The organism is Flexithrix dorotheae DSM 6795, assembly GCF_000379765.1.
Lineage (GTDB): Bacteria > Bacteroidota > Bacteroidia > Cytophagales > Flammeovirgaceae > Flexithrix > Flexithrix dorotheae.
The window spans coordinates 222,546-237,795 of sequence record NZ_KB903465.1; the positions used below are offsets into that span (position 1 = coordinate 222,546).

A 15,250-nucleotide genomic window follows, 5' to 3' on the forward strand; every position below is an offset into this window, starting at 1 on the left:
CTTCACATAAATGAGTTTAAAAATTGATTTGGAAAAAGCTTTACATACTTCAGTAGGTGAGGCGGTTTTAAAAATAAATATTGAAGTTGCTGAGCATGAGAAAATTGCCCTGATGGGTAAATCCGGGGAAGGCAAAACGACTTTATTAAAAATGCTGGCAGGTTTAATTACCCCGGATAATGGCAAAATCATAGTTGGAGAGGAAACCTGGTTTGATAAGGCCAATAAAATCAACCTTCCTCCTCAAAAAAGAAGCATTGGCTTTTTATTTCAGGATTATGCACTTTTCCCCAACATGACAGTTCGGGAAAACCTTAATTTTGCCTTATCTAAATTTGAGGCTCCTACCATAATTGATGAATTATTGGAAATTGTTGACTTAAAAGGTTTGGAAAACCAGAAACCTGGAAAACTTTCCGGAGGACAACAGCAAAGAGTGGCCCTGGCCAGAGCCATGGTACGAAAACCAAAATTGATCTTACTGGATGAGCCACTTTCCGCCCTTGACAATGACATGCGGCTCAGACTTCAGGAAGACATTGTAAAACTTTTTTCAAAATATCCGGCAACTTTGGTTTTTGTAAGTCACGATCAGGCAGAAGTGATAAAACTGGCCAACAGGATGATGATTATGGAAGACAATCAAATTGTGAAGACAGGGAAACCAACCTCAGTACTTCCATCTACCCCACCAGAAAAAAATACAGGAAAGATCATCTCTATACACCAGGAAAAAAGGATTGCAAAAGTATTATTCAACGGGCAACTGCTTCAAATTCATTTAAATGAATTAGGGATAAAAAAGGAAGAATTGAAAGTTGGGAAAGAAGTAAAAATCACTTTTTATGGAGTCTGACCAAAGAAAAAATATTTTTTTTAAAATCAACTGAAATAAATTAAACACCAGGACTACTAATCAATAAGATCAAACAAAATTTAACTAAAAAACGAATTCACAAATGGAAGAAACTGTATCATCAAGATCAATAGCCATTAAATACGGGCTAATACTAGGGGTAACACTTATCATCTATTCCTTTTTTATGCAATTTGCCGGCCTGGTTGGCAACCAGCTGGCCGGGAACCTCTCCTTCCTTTTCCATATTATAGCGACCATTTTAACCTTCAGAGAGTACAAATCTGAAAATAATGGCTTTATGAGCTTTGGAAAAGGGTTTGGTATGGGAATGTTTATGCTTTTTGTAGCTGCGGTATTAAGTAATTTGTTCAGCTACGTTTATCTTAATTTTATCGATGATTCCATGATTCAAATGGTAAGGGAGATTACTCATGAACAAATGGTGACACAAAATCCGAACATGACAGATGAGCAGGTCGCTCAGGCTATGGGTTTTACCAATAAATTTATGCTTAATTCAACTATGTTACCTGTTATGGGTTTCATTATGACTATGATTTTTGGATTAATCATTAGTCTTATAGTTAGCCTCATTATGAAAAAAGATGACCCGGATGCTATATAATGTTCAATTTTCAGCAAAGGTTTTTAATTCCAATTGCTAAAAACCTTTGCTAATTTTCCTTTCTTATTTCCCTTTATCATAAAGTACTTCCACATTATTCTATCATTAATCCTTTTTTTAACATATTTGCATCAAATAAAACAGAGTTGTTTTTTGAAATAGAAAAATCATCCCCAATGAACCATAAAAATCCTTGCATCAATACTAAGGGTTACAAAATTGCAAACCCCGCAGGGAGGTTATTTTTAATTTAATTGGGATTTACTAAAAATTATAAAATTTAATCCGGAAACAACTGACATTCAAAGTTAAAAATGGGGTGTGCTTAAAATGAGCAAATTACAAATATCGGTGGTAGTACCACTATTCAATGAGGAAGAGTCTTTACCAGAGCTAAGTGCCTGGATTCATAAGGTAATGGAAGCCCACAACTTTACTTATGAGCTTTTATTTATTGATGATGGCAGTACAGACAATTCATGGAAGTGTATTGAAAACCTAAAAAAAGAGAATCCAAACATCAGAGGGATCCGCTTTTTAAGGAATTATGGTAAATCGGCTGGTTTACATACTGGTTTTTCAGCTTCCAAAGGCGAGGTAGTAATTACCATGGATGCCGATTTGCAGGACAGCCCGGATGAAATTCCCGATCTTTATAACATGATTGCTGAAGAGGGTTACGACCTGGTTTCAGGCTGGAAGAAAAAGCGGTATGATTCCGTTTTAGCCAAAAATATTCCTTCTAAATTCTTCAATTTTGTTACCCGAAAATTGTCTGGTATTCCCCTAAATGATTTCAATTGTGGACTAAAAGCCTATAAATCGCAGGTAGTTCACACGATTGAGGTTTATGGAGAAATGCACAGATATATTCCCGTAATTGCCAAATGGACCGGATTCCAAAAAATTGGAGAAAAAGTAGTTGAGCATAGAGCAAGGAAATATGGAGAAACCAAATTTGGTTTGGAAAGGTTTGTCAATGGTTTTTTGGATTTACTATCAATCACTTTTTATTCCAGATTCAGGAAAAGACCCATGCATTTTTTTGGAGCTCTAGGAACCGTATCGTTTTTATTGGGCTTTTTATTCTCCGGATATATCATTGCAGAGAAAATTTACATTTCGAATTTCCTTCATAAAGTGATGCAAAGAGATGTCACAGAACAACCGCTGTTCTTTCTGGCCTTAACCATGCTGATCATTGGGGTACAATTATTCCTGGCGGGATTCCTGGCAGAAATGATATCCAGAAGTTCCAGTGGCAGAAATGAGTACCATGTGAGTGAGGAGATTTAGGGTTATATTTTTTCGTTTATATAAAATCAAAAATGATCCCGCTAATATTAATTTTTATTTTAATCCTGATCATAGTTTTTGGTTTACCCCTCTTTATCATAAAATTGAAAGCATCTCGTAATGGAGCAAAAATCACTTTTAAGGATGCTTTTGCTTTTTATTCTAGAAGAACCGCACGAAAGACCATTTTTAAAGCAATAGCAATTAGTCAATCTGAAGGATTGAACATCCCTATAATCAAACTAGAAACTCATTTTTTAGCAGGAGGGAATCCTGAACTTATTTTGAAAGCTTTGACAAAATATCGCAACCATAAAGTGATTAATTTTCAAATGCTTGCCGCACAAGATTTAGCCAATAAGAATTTGGAGGAGATTATAGAAAAAGGCATTAATGAGCATAAAATAGTTATAGATGACTTTCCAATTCGGCATTTCCAAATTCATCTGACAGCCGTCTTTTTTTTCAGGCTGGGGGTTGGTTATAAGATTACTCAGATTGAACAGGTTGAAAATGAGATCAAACAAATACTGAAACAATTTGGATTAAACTGGGATTCTGAGGAATTGAATAAGACACAAAAGTTCATTGAATCGAATGTTTTAAATGAGGAATATTGGGAAAATACGCTTTGCTTAAATCTGGTAGAGCAAAAAATCAATCTAAAAAAAGCTTAAGACTCTGCTATTCGGAATTTAAAATTCCGAGTTAATATCGTAGGATTTACAATCCGAAACTAGCAAAGCGGAAATTTCTAACTTCCAGCGTCCAACCTCTGACTTCTAAATTCCCCTTGCAAAATTCTCAATTATTCAGCTCAAAATTAGTGAATATTCAAAATCTGAGATTTTTTCAAAAAGAATTCATAAAAAATCAGGGCTTTACTTGGGATTTAATTATTAGCCAATTTATATTTGTCTGAATTTTATAAAACAATTGTATTTCGAATAAATAAAATGCTCAAAAGAAACCTAACTATATCATTGACTTCTCTACTAGTCGTGGTTACTGTGGTCGTCCTAATTCGCAATTAGGAGAAAGGTTTCTTTGTATGTATTAATTAAAATATATTTTACGAGCCTTTCTCTTCACAGGGAAAGGCTTCTTTTTTTATGGCGAATCGCAATTGGTTTTGGAAAGAGATATATTTGTAATTACAATAAATTAAAATCGGTTTGCATGAAGATTAACCAGCAAACAATAAAGAATTAGATGTTTTTTGCCATCAGTGTTTGATAGAGCGATTTATTGACACAGGTGCTTAACTCCAAACTATTTACCCTATGTACTATGACAAAAAAACGATAGTGTTCCATAACGGGAAGTTCGTAAAAGCAATGGATGCAAAAGCAGATTTGTTTTCGCAAACACTGCATTACGGAAGTGGAGTTTTTGACGGAATTCGATCTTATCAAACTGAGTCAGGCATCTATGCTTTCAAGGCATTGGAACATTACCAGCGTGTAATTGATTCGGCAAAAAGGATTCACATTAAAGTGAAATACACAGCTGAGGAGTTGGTGAATATCACTTATCAGTTATTAGAGGAAAATAATTTGGGCAACGCCTATATCAGGCCGCTGGTTTATCTTGGTCCAAATATGCGATTGACCAAAACCGATGAAGTTAATATTTTTATTTCTGCATGGAAATGGAGCAGATACCAGATGAACGACCAGCTGGATGTAATGCTTTCTTCATTCCAGCGCCCCAACCCTAAAGCATCTTATGTAGATGCGAAAATCAGTGGGCATTATATCAATTCTATTCTGGCTACTCAGGAAGCTAAAAGGAAAGGTTTTGATGAGGCCTTGTTATTAGATTCAGGAGGATTTGTAGCCCAGGGCCCTGGTGATAATTTCTTTTTTGAAAAAGACGGACAACTTTTTACTCCTCCAAAAGGACATATTTTGCCCGGAATCACCCGGCAAACAGTTTTGGAAATAGCCAAGGAACTGGACATTAAGGTAGTGGAAACCCTTTCTACCAAAGAAGATTTGAATGAAGCCGATGGTGCGTTTTTCACCGGTACTGCCACTGAACTTGCCGGAATAAAATCACTGAATGGGAAAGCTTTTAAAAAGAAATGGGAAGATACAATTGGCTTTGAACTATTTAAAAAATATAAGCAGAAAGTCACCCATGGTGAGTATAATTCCTACTCCATTATTTAAGATAAGAAGCATTATTTATATCAATTTATTTGCACACTCAATTGTGCTTTATTGAAATTTTAAACTAAACTTTTTTACCGAAGCAATGAGCGAGAATTTGAACAAGTACAGCAAAAGAATAACCCAGGATCCTTCACAGCCTGCTTCTCAGGCAATGCTTTACGGAATCGGGTTAACTGAGGAAGACCTAAAAAAGCCACAAATAGGAATCGTCAGCACAGGATATGAAGGAAATACTTGTAATATGCACCTGAACGGACTTTCTGAAGTCGTCAAGAAAGGTGTCTATGATGCTGACCTTATTGGTTTAATTTTTCACACAATTGGGGTAAGTGATGGTATTTCCAATGGAACAAAAGGTATGAATTTTTCTCTGCCATCAAGAGATGTAATTGCCGATTCTATTGAAACAGTTACACAAGCTCAATACTACGATGGTGTTGCTGCAGTAGTAGGTTGTGATAAAAACATGCCTGGGGCGGTAATGGCTATGGGAAGACTGAACCGTCCATCTATTATGATTTATGGAGGAACCATTGCTTCAGGATGTTACAAAGACAAAAAATTAAATATAGTTTCTGCCTTTGAAGCCCTTGGGGAAAAAATGAAGGGAACTATCTCTGATGAAGATTACCTGGGAATTATCAAAAATTCTTGTCCTGGAGCCGGAGCATGTGGTGGAATGTACACTGCCAATACCATGGCTTCTGCGATTGAAGCGCTGGGCATGAGTTTACCCTACTCTTCTTCTAACCCTGCAGTTAGCCCTGAGAAAAACAAAGAATGTTTATCTGCCGGTGCAGCTTTCATGAGCCTGTTGAAACAGGATCTTAAACCGAAAGATATTGTGACCAGAGAATCATTTGAAAACGCATTGACTTTGATTACTGTGTTAGGCGGATCAACTAATGCAGTATTGCACTTAATGGCTATTGCCAAGGCATTTGATATTCCATTATCAATTGATGATTTCCAAAGAATAAGTGATAAAACGCCTTTACTTGGAGATTTAAAACCAAGTGGTAAATATTTAATGGAAGATATCCATGAGGTTGGAGGAACTCCGGCTATCATGAAAATGCTGTTGGAAGAAGGATTATTGATTGGAGATTGTATGACTGTTACCGGAAAAACCCTGAAGGAAAATCTTGACAGTCTTCCTGGATTAAAAGAAGGACAGGATGTGGTCATGCCATTGGATAAGCCAATCAAACCAACTGGTCATTTAAGAATTCTTTATGGCAATATTGCAGAAGAAGGCTCGGTGGCAAAAATCACAGGAAAAGAAGGTTTACAATTCACCGGTCCTGCAAAAGTGTTTGATGATGAATTTGAAACCATTAAAGGAATTGAAGCGGGAAAAGTAGTGGATGGAGATGTGGTTGTGATCAGGTATTCAGGCCCAAAAGGCGGACCTGGAATGCCGGAAATGCTGAAAATCACCTCTGCGATTATGGGCGCAGGATTGGGAAAATCTGTTGCACTGATCACTGACGGAAGATTTTCAGGCGGTTCTCACGGTTTCGTAATTGGTCATATTACCCCTGAAGCGCAAACCGGAGGAACAATTGCCGTACTGGAGGACGGAGATATCATTACCATTGATGCGGAGAAAAATACCATTAATGCTGACATCTCTGATGAGGAAATTGCCGCAAGAAAAGCTAAATGGGTAGAACCACCATTGAAATACACAAAAGGAGTACTTTATAAATATGCCAAATCAGTTTCTTCCGCATCAAATGGCTGCGTAACTGATGAATTTTAAGTAAGCAAGTCTCAGGACTTCATTAAGCAAATAAAATCCTTCTGGTTTCGACCGGAAGGAAATATATTTTTTCGATCATGGAAATAAAAGAAAACACAACATACGATCAGTCAGAAATGACCAATCTAATGAATGAGGAGAAAAATTTTTCAACCGCTTCTGGTGAAATTTTAGTTCAGAAAAAAGATATCACTGGTGGTGAAGCCGTAATCCTTGCGCTAATGGCGGAAGGTGTTGATACCATTTTTGGTTACCCGGGTGGGGCAATTATGCCAATTTATGACGAATTATATCACTATACCGATAAAGTCAATCACGTTCTAGTTAGACATGAGCAGGGAGCCGCTCACTCCGCTCAGGGTTATTCCAGGGTAAGTAATAAAGTTGGGGTTTGTTTTGCCACTTCAGGGCCGGGAGCTACCAACCTGATCACTGGTATTGCCGATGCCATGATTGATTCTACGCCAATGGTGTGTATCACCGGGCAGGTAGCCAAGCATTTACTCGGAACTGATGCCTTTCAGGAAACCGATGTTGTGGGTATTTCTATGCCGGTAACTAAATGGAATTTTCAGGTAACTTCTGCTGAGGAGATCCCGGAAGCCATTGCCAAGGCTTTTTATATTGCTAAAAGTGGCAGACCAGGACCAGTACTCATTGATATTACCAAAAATGCCCAGATCGAAAAATTTGATTTTGAGTACAGAAAATGCAAAAAAGTAAGCAGCTATCATCCGCTTAGGAAAATTGAGCAGAAACCCATAGAGGAAGCGGCTAAAATGATCAATGAGGCCAAAAAACCTTATTTATTAATTGGTCATGGGATTTTGATTTCTGAGGCACAGCAGGAATTATTGGAATTTATCAATAAATCGGGAATTCCCACTGCAAGTACCCTTTTAGGACTTTCTGCCTTACCGGCTGATCATCCATTGTATGTGGGTTATTTGGGTATGCATGGCAATTATGGACCAAATATCAAAACCAATGAGTGTGATCTTTTAATTGCCATCGGTATGCGTTTTGACGACCGGGTAACCGGAGATGTAAGCCGATATGCCAAACAGGCTAAAGTAATTCATGTGGAAATTGATCCTGCCGAAATTGACAAGATCATTAAGACGGATGTAGCACTGATTGGAGATGCAAAAGAGGCCTTAAACGGGCTTCTTCCTTTAATTAATAAAAAGGAATATCCTGAGTGGTTGGCAGAATTCAGAGCCTGTGATGAGGAAGAGAAAAACAAAGTCATTGTAAACGATTTGAGTGGCAAATCGGAAAAAATAAAAATGGCTGAAGTGATTAATCAACTTTCTGAAATTACAGAAGGTAAGGCCATCACGGTATCGGATGTAGGCCAACACCAAATGGTGGTTTCCAGGTATTACAAGTACATGACTTCTGATAGTAATGTGACTTCCGGAGGATTGGGAACAATGGGATTTGCCCTTCCAGCTGCTATAGGCGCTAAAGTTGCCAAGCCAGATCGGGAAGTTGTAGCCATTATCGGAGATGGAGGTTTTCAGATGACACTTCAGGAACTAGGCACCATTATGCAGGATAAAATTCCCGTGAAAATATTGATTCTGAATAATACTTTCCTTGGAATGGTAAGGCAATGGCAACAATTGTTTTTTGACAAAAGATACTCATTCGTAGATATTGAAAGTCCTGACTTTGTGAAATTGGCTAAAAGTTATTCAATTGAAGGACACAGAGTAGAGAAAAGGGAAGACCTTGAAGACGGTTTGAAAAAAATGCTAGATTCCAAAGAATCATTTTTATTGGAGGTAATTGTGGAAAAAGAAACCAACGTATTCCCCATGATTCCTTCTGGTTCGGCAGTGAATGAAGTAAGATTGGATTAATAACCTTTAGCCTTTTAATGCAACATTAGCATTGGATTAAATTTTTTTTATCGATGGAAGAAAAACAAAACAGATATACACTTTCCATATTTACGGAAAACAAAATAGGGCTGGTAAACCGCCTTACTATCATTTTCACCAGAAGGAAAATGAATATTTTGAGTTTAACCACCTCAGAATCTGAATTGAAAAACATCTACAGATTCACCATTGTGATTAAAACCACTGAGGATCAGGTAGTGAAAGTAGTGAAGCAGATTGAAAAACAGATTGGTGTTTTAAAAGCCTTCTACTACGAAGATGACCAGGTAATTTTCCAGGAAATAGCCCTCTATAAAATCCCAACTGAAGCCTTATTTGGCGGAGAGAAGATTGAACACATCATCAGAGAGCACTATGCCAGAATTCTTACGGTAGAGAAGGATTTTGTAGTGATCGAAAAAACCGGCCATGAAAGGGAAACTCAGGAATTATTTGAAGCGCTTCAGCCTTATGGTGTGCTTGGATTTGTGAGATCGGGAAGGGTGGCTATTGCTAAACCTATGAAAAAAGTAATGGCTTACTTGAAAGATTTGGAAGATTTAGCCTATTCTGTTGAAGATTAAGCAAAAATCACAAGAATTATCAATCAGATTATTAATTAATAATTGTAAACACTAAATTTGCGAAAATTTTAGCGAATTGGTGGGTATAAATTTTTGTTTTGGTTAAAAAAAGGCGTCTGTGAAGTCCCAAAATTGAAGACAGAAATCACCCCAAAGAGTGCTTATTTTTATTATTAAACATTAATTCAAAAACAAACTAATTATAATTTTATGGCAAAGATTAATTTTGGAGGTGTTGAGGAAGAAGTGGTAACCAGAGAAGAGTTTCCATTGGAAAAAGCCCAGGAAGTGCTTAAAGACGAAACAGTAGCAGTTATTGGTTATGGTGTACAGGGTCCTGGACAAGCCTTAAACCAAAAAGAAAATGGTGTTAATGTGATTGTCGGGCAAAGGAAAGGTTCAAAAACATGGGACAAAGCTGTAGCTGACGGATGGGTACCTGGTGAAACTTTATTCGAGATTGAAGAGGCTTTGGAAAAAGGTACTATTATTTGTTACCTACTTTCTGATGCTGCCCAAATTGAAGTTTGGCCAACTGTAAAAAAACACTTAACTGCCGGAAAAGCACTTTACTTTTCTCACGGTTTTGGTATTACTTATAAAGAAAGAACAGGAATTATTCCTCCAGAAGATGTTGATGTAATCCTTGTTGCGCCAAAAGGTTCAGGAACAAGTTTAAGGAGAATGTTCTTGGAAGGAAGAGGATTGAACTCTAGTTATGCTGTATTCCAGGATGCTACTGGAAAAGCAAAAGACAGAGCAGTTGCTTTAGGTATTGCTGTTGGTTCAGGATATTTATTCCCAACTACTTTCAAAAAAGAGGTATTCAGTGATTTAACTGGTGAAAGAGGTACTTTAATGGGTGCTATCCAGGGTATTTTCGCTGCTCAGTTTGAAGTATTAAGACAAAATGGTCACTCTCCATCTGAGGCTTTCAACGAAACTGTTGAGGAATTGACTCAAAGTTTGATGCCATTAGTAGCAGAAAATGGAATGGACTGGATGTATGCTAACTGTTCTACTACTGCTCAAAGAGGTGCTCTTGACTGGTGGAAGCCATTTAGAGATGCTGTTAAGCCAGTATTCGAAGACCTTTACAAAAGTGTTGCGACTGGTGAAGAAGCCCAAAAATCAATTGATGCCAACAGCAAGCCTGATTACAGAGTAAAATTAGAAGAAGAATTGAAAGAATTACACGATTCTGAAATGTGGCAGGCCGGTGCAGAAGTAAGGAAACTAAGGCCTGAAAATGACAATTAATTGTAAGCTTGATTTACAATTTTAATATAAAAAACTCCCTGACAGTTTATTTGTCAGGGAGTTTTTTTATCCTATAACCCATAGCTGTCAGGGTAATTTTCATTAGTTAGTGAAATTGTAAAATAGCACCTGGCTTAAGTATCAAGAGAAGCGTTTACATAAGCCTATTAATAAAGGGAAGTTTGTAACTTTCCTGCTTACCAGTGATACAATCTCCTTTTTCACACATCCTCGTTTCAAACGAGGATGATAAATGTTTTTTTAATCGATACCAAAACTATTCCCCTCCCTTCTCTCTTAGTAAATCTGTAATCGCCCCGAAGTTTTTATCAATAGCCATGGCGAGAGCTGTCTGCCCGGTTTCTAATTTTGCATTTACTTTAGCTCCATTTTCCAGTAACAATTTTACAATCTCCGCTTCTCCATTGTGGGCAGCAGAATGCAATGGTGTTACGCCCTGCATTTGTCTGGCATTTACATTTGCTCCATTTTCTATTAATAACTTTGCTATCTCATAGCTGGAAATGGCACAGGCCGAATGAATAGGAGCCACTTTAAATTGATTATTGGATGCCAGATTGGGATCAGCTCCTTTTGCCAAAAGCAACTTCACTAAATCAAAAAAACCGAAAAAAGCAGCCAGCCCCAGAGGAGTAAATCCATCTCCAGAATAGGAATTAATCAGGGATTTATCCGCATCAATCAGTTTACCGGCTATTTCAATTTCTCCAAGACTCACTGCCTCAAATACATTCAATTCTTTTTTAAATTCCCGAATTAACTGAATAGTAGAATTTCCTCTGCAATACGCAGCATACTGCAAAAGGGAAATTCCCTGATCGACTTTAGTATCCGCAAGTGCTGGATTTTTTTCTAAAATAACCCGCAATTTTTTGGTATCTCCATCCCTGACCATTTCTAATAAATCTTCCATAATATTTGATGTCCTTTTTATCAAAATTTATTTCCCAATCATTTTCAAATATAATCTTTCTACCTTTTCCCTTGCCCAGGGTGTTCTTCTCAAAAACTTCAGGCTTGATTTTATAGAAGGATCATAATTAAAACACCGGATATTAATCCTCCTGCCCAATTCCTCCCATCCATATTGAGCCACAAGTTTTTGCAGAATTTCAGCCAGTTTTACACCATGAAGTGGATTATTAAGCTGAGTATTGTCTGGAGTATTTTGATCTTTCATAAGTTCTTGTTTCGGTTATAAAGCTAATCATTTGTCTATCAAAATCACTGGGAATAAGATTTGACCCTAACTATTCTCTGGCTATTTTTGCCAAAACTAAAAATCATCCCCATAGCATTTGGCATTTTATGAAAAAAGATGGACATCAGCAACTCATTTCTATTGAAGCTATCGTAAAGGCTCAAATCAGGTTAAAGGATGCCGTTTCTCATACTCCTCTCCTACCCAACCTGAATTTGTCCGAAAAATATAAAGCCAATGTGTTGTTGAAAAGAGAAGATTTGCAATTGGTGAGATCCTATAAAATCAGAGGTGCACTCAACAAAATATCCTCCTTAAGCGCTCAAGAACTTCAAAATGGTGTAATCTGTGCCAGTGCCGGCAACCATGCTCAGGGTGTAGCTTTTGCCTGCCAGAAGCTTAAAATTCATGGCACAATTTATATGCCCAGCCCAACCCCAAGCCAAAAGGTAAAGCAGGTAAAAATGTTTGGCAAAGAGTTCGTGAAAATCATTCTTACAGGGGATACTTTTGATGATGCCTACCTTGAAGCCGTTAAGTATGGTGAGGAAAACAAACTGGCTTTTATTCATCCCTTTGATGATGAAAAAGTAATTGAAGGACAGGGAACGGTTGGCCTGGAAATACTGGAAGAGGCCAAGGTAGATATCGATTACCTGTTTGTGCCAATTGGCGGGGGAGGCCTTATTTCCGGAGTGGGGAGTTACTTCAAGCAAATCAGTCCAGAAACCAAAATTATTGGTGTTGAACCATCTGGAGCTCCGGCTATGAAGGAATCACTGGCAAAAGGAAAAGTGGTGAACCTGGAAAAGATCGATAAATTTATAGATGGAGCCGCAGTAAAAAAGGTAGGGGAAAAACCTTTCCAAATATGCCGGGAGGTAGTTGATGATATTGTCCTGATCCCTGAGGGAAAAGTTTGTTCTACCATTCTCAGTCTTTATAATGAGGATGCCATTGTGGTAGAGCCAGCAGGCGCCTTGTCCATCACTGCTCTGGATGATTTTAAAGAGGAAATTAAAGGAAAAAATGTAGTTTGCATAGTAAGCGGAAGTAATAATGACATTACCCGAATGGAGGAAATTAAGGAAAGGTCCTTACTATTTGAAGGACTGAAACATTATTTTATCATCAGCTTTCCCCAAAGAGCCGGGGCATTAAAAGAGTTTGTAGTGGATATTTTAGGCCCAACTGACGATATTTCTCATTTTGAATATACCAAAAAAGTGAACAGGGAAAAAGGTCCGGCCCTGGTAGGAATAGAGGTGAAAAACCAGGAAGATTATAAAAGCCTGATCCAAAGGATGAAAATGAAGGGAATCAATTATGAATTAATCAATGAAAAGGCTAATCTTTTCAATTTTCTGGTTTAAAATTCCCCATTTGATATTTAAATGTAATTTTTCTCATCTTTTTCCCAATTTACCCGTATAGAACAACAATTGATTTTTTTTGAGCTTTTAGCCATTCCATTAAACCAAATAAAATTCGTTGCTGTTAACTAAGCAAATCAGCAACTTTTTTTACAAAAACCGGCCACTATCGGCCTTTAAATTATCAACTAACTACCACCAATTGAAAATAAAAGAGTCCCAAATTATGACTTTTTCATTAGGAAAAACTGAAACCCGATCGATTACATTCATACTATTTTTGCTGTTATTATCAGGTTATCCTGAGCTGAGCCATGCCCAGGATAATTTCGAAGATTATGCCACCATCTATATTTATAAGCCAAAATCTGCCATTACCGGTGTAATGCGGCATACCGTAAACATCAATGGAAAAGAACTGTGCTGGCTCAGGAATGGAGCCCGAATGAAGTATAAGATTTATACAGAAGGCCCTGTGCCCATCCAACTGAAAAATTATATGTTTTTATTTGGCAGTCCTCAAAGGGAAGCCAGTATGGATGTGGAAACACTCATTCATGTGAAAAGTGGAGAGTCGTATTATATGCGGGTTTTAATGAATATTGATGGCTCCGGAGAAGGATTTACTTTCGTAGATGAATCCATTGGAGAAATGGAGTACTACAATCAGTCGATGTATAAGAAAAATAACCCTGAAATAATCCTGGAAGAAGATTTGGAAGCTTTTTATGCAAAGCAGGCGAACAGATCAATTCAACAATCCAACCAGGTTTTTACTCAGCCCAAACCCAATTCCAATACCCAGCTGGTCAAAAATTATGTAGAAGAAAAGATGGAAGAATGGAGGACCAGAGGCAGATACGAAAAATCTGAGGACTATAATAGCCGTGTTACAAAAAGTAATCAGGAACAAAAAATAAAAGAATTTACTGATGAGGGAATTCAAAAAGTTGGCTTACAAAAATTCAATCATGAAAACGTAACCTCCGAGTATGACCCTGACAATGAAACATTCCGATTAAAATTCCATGATTTTGAACCTATTTACCTAAATGTACCAATAGCAGAAGCCAGAGATTTTGATAATAATTTTAGGGGAATGGTTTACCAAAGTCCTACATTTTTTCTGAATAATCAGGATCAGTTTGGATTTTCCTATCTTGAAATTAAAGACGAACAAAATCAAAAAATCTATTACTATAATAATCAGGAAGAATTTGCCTTTAACCGGCCCGATTTAAACCTGGAACCAGTAGAAATTCAAATTGAGGGAACTAAAACAATACCCAACAGAAAAAAACCTACTATGTATATTGGTTCCTCTGATATTGATCTGCACATTCCCAGGTCCAATTTAATAAATGAGCATGCCATTGCAGTGGTCATTGGGAACAGAGATTATAAAAACCCTGATGTACCTCCAGTAGATTTTGCCATTCGGGATGCTAAATCAATTAAGAATTACCTGGTGCATACTTTCGGTTTTAAAGAAGGGAACATCATTTTTGTGGAAAATGCAGACCAGGCCAATTTCTATAGTTTGTTTGGCACTAAGGAGAACTACAAGGCAAGGCTTTATAATCTGGTGAAGCCTGGAAAATCTGATGTATTTGTATATTACAGTGGCCATGGTGCCCCTGATCCGGAAAGCCGGGAAGGCTTTTTTGTGCCTTCCAATTGTGATCCATCTTTAGTGGCTTTTAATGGTTATCCTATCAATACTTTTTATTCAAATCTATCCCAAATTCCTTACAAATCACTCACTGTAGTACTGGATGCCTGTTTTAGTGGAACTTCAGAAAGTGGAATGCTTTTGAAAGACATCTCCCCTATTCTGATACAACCTAAAATTAAAATTCTCAGTGATGAAAAGTCCAAAATCTTCACCTCTGCCTCGGGTGATCAGGTTTCTTCCTGGTATCGGGAAAAAGGCCATTCTTTGTTTACCTATTACTTCCTGAAGGGAATCCAGGGGGAAGCCAATACCGATTCCAACAGGGAACTGACTATGGAAGAATTGAGAATATACCTGGAAAACAATGTGCCTTATATGGCAAGAAGAATTAATAACCGGGAACAAACACCTGAAATTTTTGGGGAGGAAGGTAATATTGTAGTAAAATATTAGAGGAACAAAATAACCCACTTCCATTTTTGCTATCATAATAATCAATTTTTCACTAAATTGAAGCTTGTAACT

General features: G+C 37.3%; 13 protein-coding genes. 11 read left to right on the top strand and 2 right to left on the bottom strand.

Annotated elements, in window-relative coordinates:
* The first annotated feature begins 10 nt into the window (after window positions 1-10).
* From A3EM_RS0127850 to ilvC, 9 genes are all read left to right on the top strand, one after another.
* The gene (locus A3EM_RS0127850) at window positions 11-856 is read left to right on the top strand and encodes a sulfate/molybdate ABC transporter ATP-binding protein (protein ID WP_020531539.1); all 846 of its coding nucleotides are present in this window, start codon (window positions 11-13) and stop codon (window positions 854-856) included.
* A 103-nt stretch (window positions 857-959) separates the two neighbouring features.
* Window positions 960-1,484: a DUF4199 domain-containing protein gene (locus A3EM_RS0127855; protein ID WP_020531540.1), complete on the top strand. Its 525-nt coding sequence runs from the start codon at window positions 960-962 to the stop codon at window positions 1,482-1,484.
* A gap of 330 nt (window positions 1,485-1,814) precedes the next feature.
* Window positions 1,815-2,780 (top strand): glycosyltransferase family 2 protein, encoded by a 966-nt coding sequence (locus A3EM_RS0127865; protein WP_020531542.1) that lies wholly within the window; start codon window positions 1,815-1,817, stop codon window positions 2,778-2,780.
* Between the two features lie 32 nt (window positions 2,781-2,812).
* Entirely contained in the window at window positions 2,813-3,457 is a 645-nt protein-coding gene (locus A3EM_RS0127870; RefSeq protein ID WP_020531543.1) for a flotillin-like FloA family protein, read from the top strand.
* A gap of 606 nt (window positions 3,458-4,063) precedes the next feature.
* Window positions 4,064-4,954 (top strand): branched-chain amino acid transaminase, encoded by an 891-nt coding sequence (locus A3EM_RS0127875; protein WP_020531544.1) that lies wholly within the window; start codon window positions 4,064-4,066, stop codon window positions 4,952-4,954.
* Between the two features lie 85 nt (window positions 4,955-5,039).
* Window positions 5,040-6,722, top strand: coding sequence for a dihydroxy-acid dehydratase (gene ilvD, locus A3EM_RS0127880; protein ID WP_020531545.1), 1,683 nt, complete (start codon window positions 5,040-5,042; stop codon window positions 6,720-6,722).
* A gap of 77 nt (window positions 6,723-6,799) precedes the next feature.
* Window positions 6,800-8,590, top strand: a complete 1,791-nt coding sequence (gene ilvB / locus A3EM_RS0127885; protein ID WP_020531546.1) for a biosynthetic-type acetolactate synthase large subunit — start codon at window positions 6,800-6,802, stop codon at window positions 8,588-8,590.
* Window positions 8,591-8,643: 53 nt separating this feature from the next.
* Complete coding sequence (gene ilvN, locus A3EM_RS0127890; RefSeq protein WP_020531547.1) at window positions 8,644-9,195, top strand: acetolactate synthase small subunit; 552 nt, start codon at window positions 8,644-8,646, stop codon at window positions 9,193-9,195.
* Between the two features lie 210 nt (window positions 9,196-9,405).
* Window positions 9,406-10,455 (top strand): ketol-acid reductoisomerase, encoded by a 1,050-nt coding sequence (gene ilvC, locus A3EM_RS0127895; RefSeq protein ID WP_020531548.1) that lies wholly within the window; start codon window positions 9,406-9,408, stop codon window positions 10,453-10,455.
* Window positions 10,456-10,732: 277 nt separating this feature from the next.
* On the opposite strand, the gene A3EM_RS0127900 is transcribed toward ilvC, so the two are convergent.
* Together A3EM_RS0127900 and A3EM_RS0127905 are read right to left on the bottom strand one after the other, a co-directional pair.
* Entirely contained in the window at window positions 10,733-11,389 is a 657-nt protein-coding gene (locus tag A3EM_RS0127900; RefSeq protein ID WP_020531549.1) for an ankyrin repeat domain-containing protein, read from the bottom strand.
* 27 nt (window positions 11,390-11,416) lie between these two features.
* The gene (locus A3EM_RS0127905) at window positions 11,417-11,656 is read right to left on the bottom strand and encodes a VF530 family protein (RefSeq protein WP_020531550.1); all 240 of its coding nucleotides are present in this window, start codon (window positions 11,654-11,656) and stop codon (window positions 11,417-11,419) included.
* Window positions 11,657-11,784: 128 nt separating this feature from the next.
* On the opposite strand from A3EM_RS0127905, the gene ilvA reads away from it, so the two are divergent.
* Together ilvA and A3EM_RS0127915 are read left to right on the top strand one after the other, a co-directional pair.
* A complete protein-coding gene (ilvA, locus tag A3EM_RS0127910) occupies window positions 11,785-13,050 on the top strand; it encodes a threonine ammonia-lyase (protein ID WP_020531551.1) in 1,266 nt (421 codons plus the stop codon).
* Between the two features lie 226 nt (window positions 13,051-13,276).
* Window positions 13,277-15,178 (top strand): caspase family protein, encoded by a 1,902-nt coding sequence (locus A3EM_RS0127915; protein ID WP_157638121.1) that lies wholly within the window; start codon window positions 13,277-13,279, stop codon window positions 15,176-15,178.
* Window positions 15,179-15,250 lie beyond the last annotated feature (72 nt).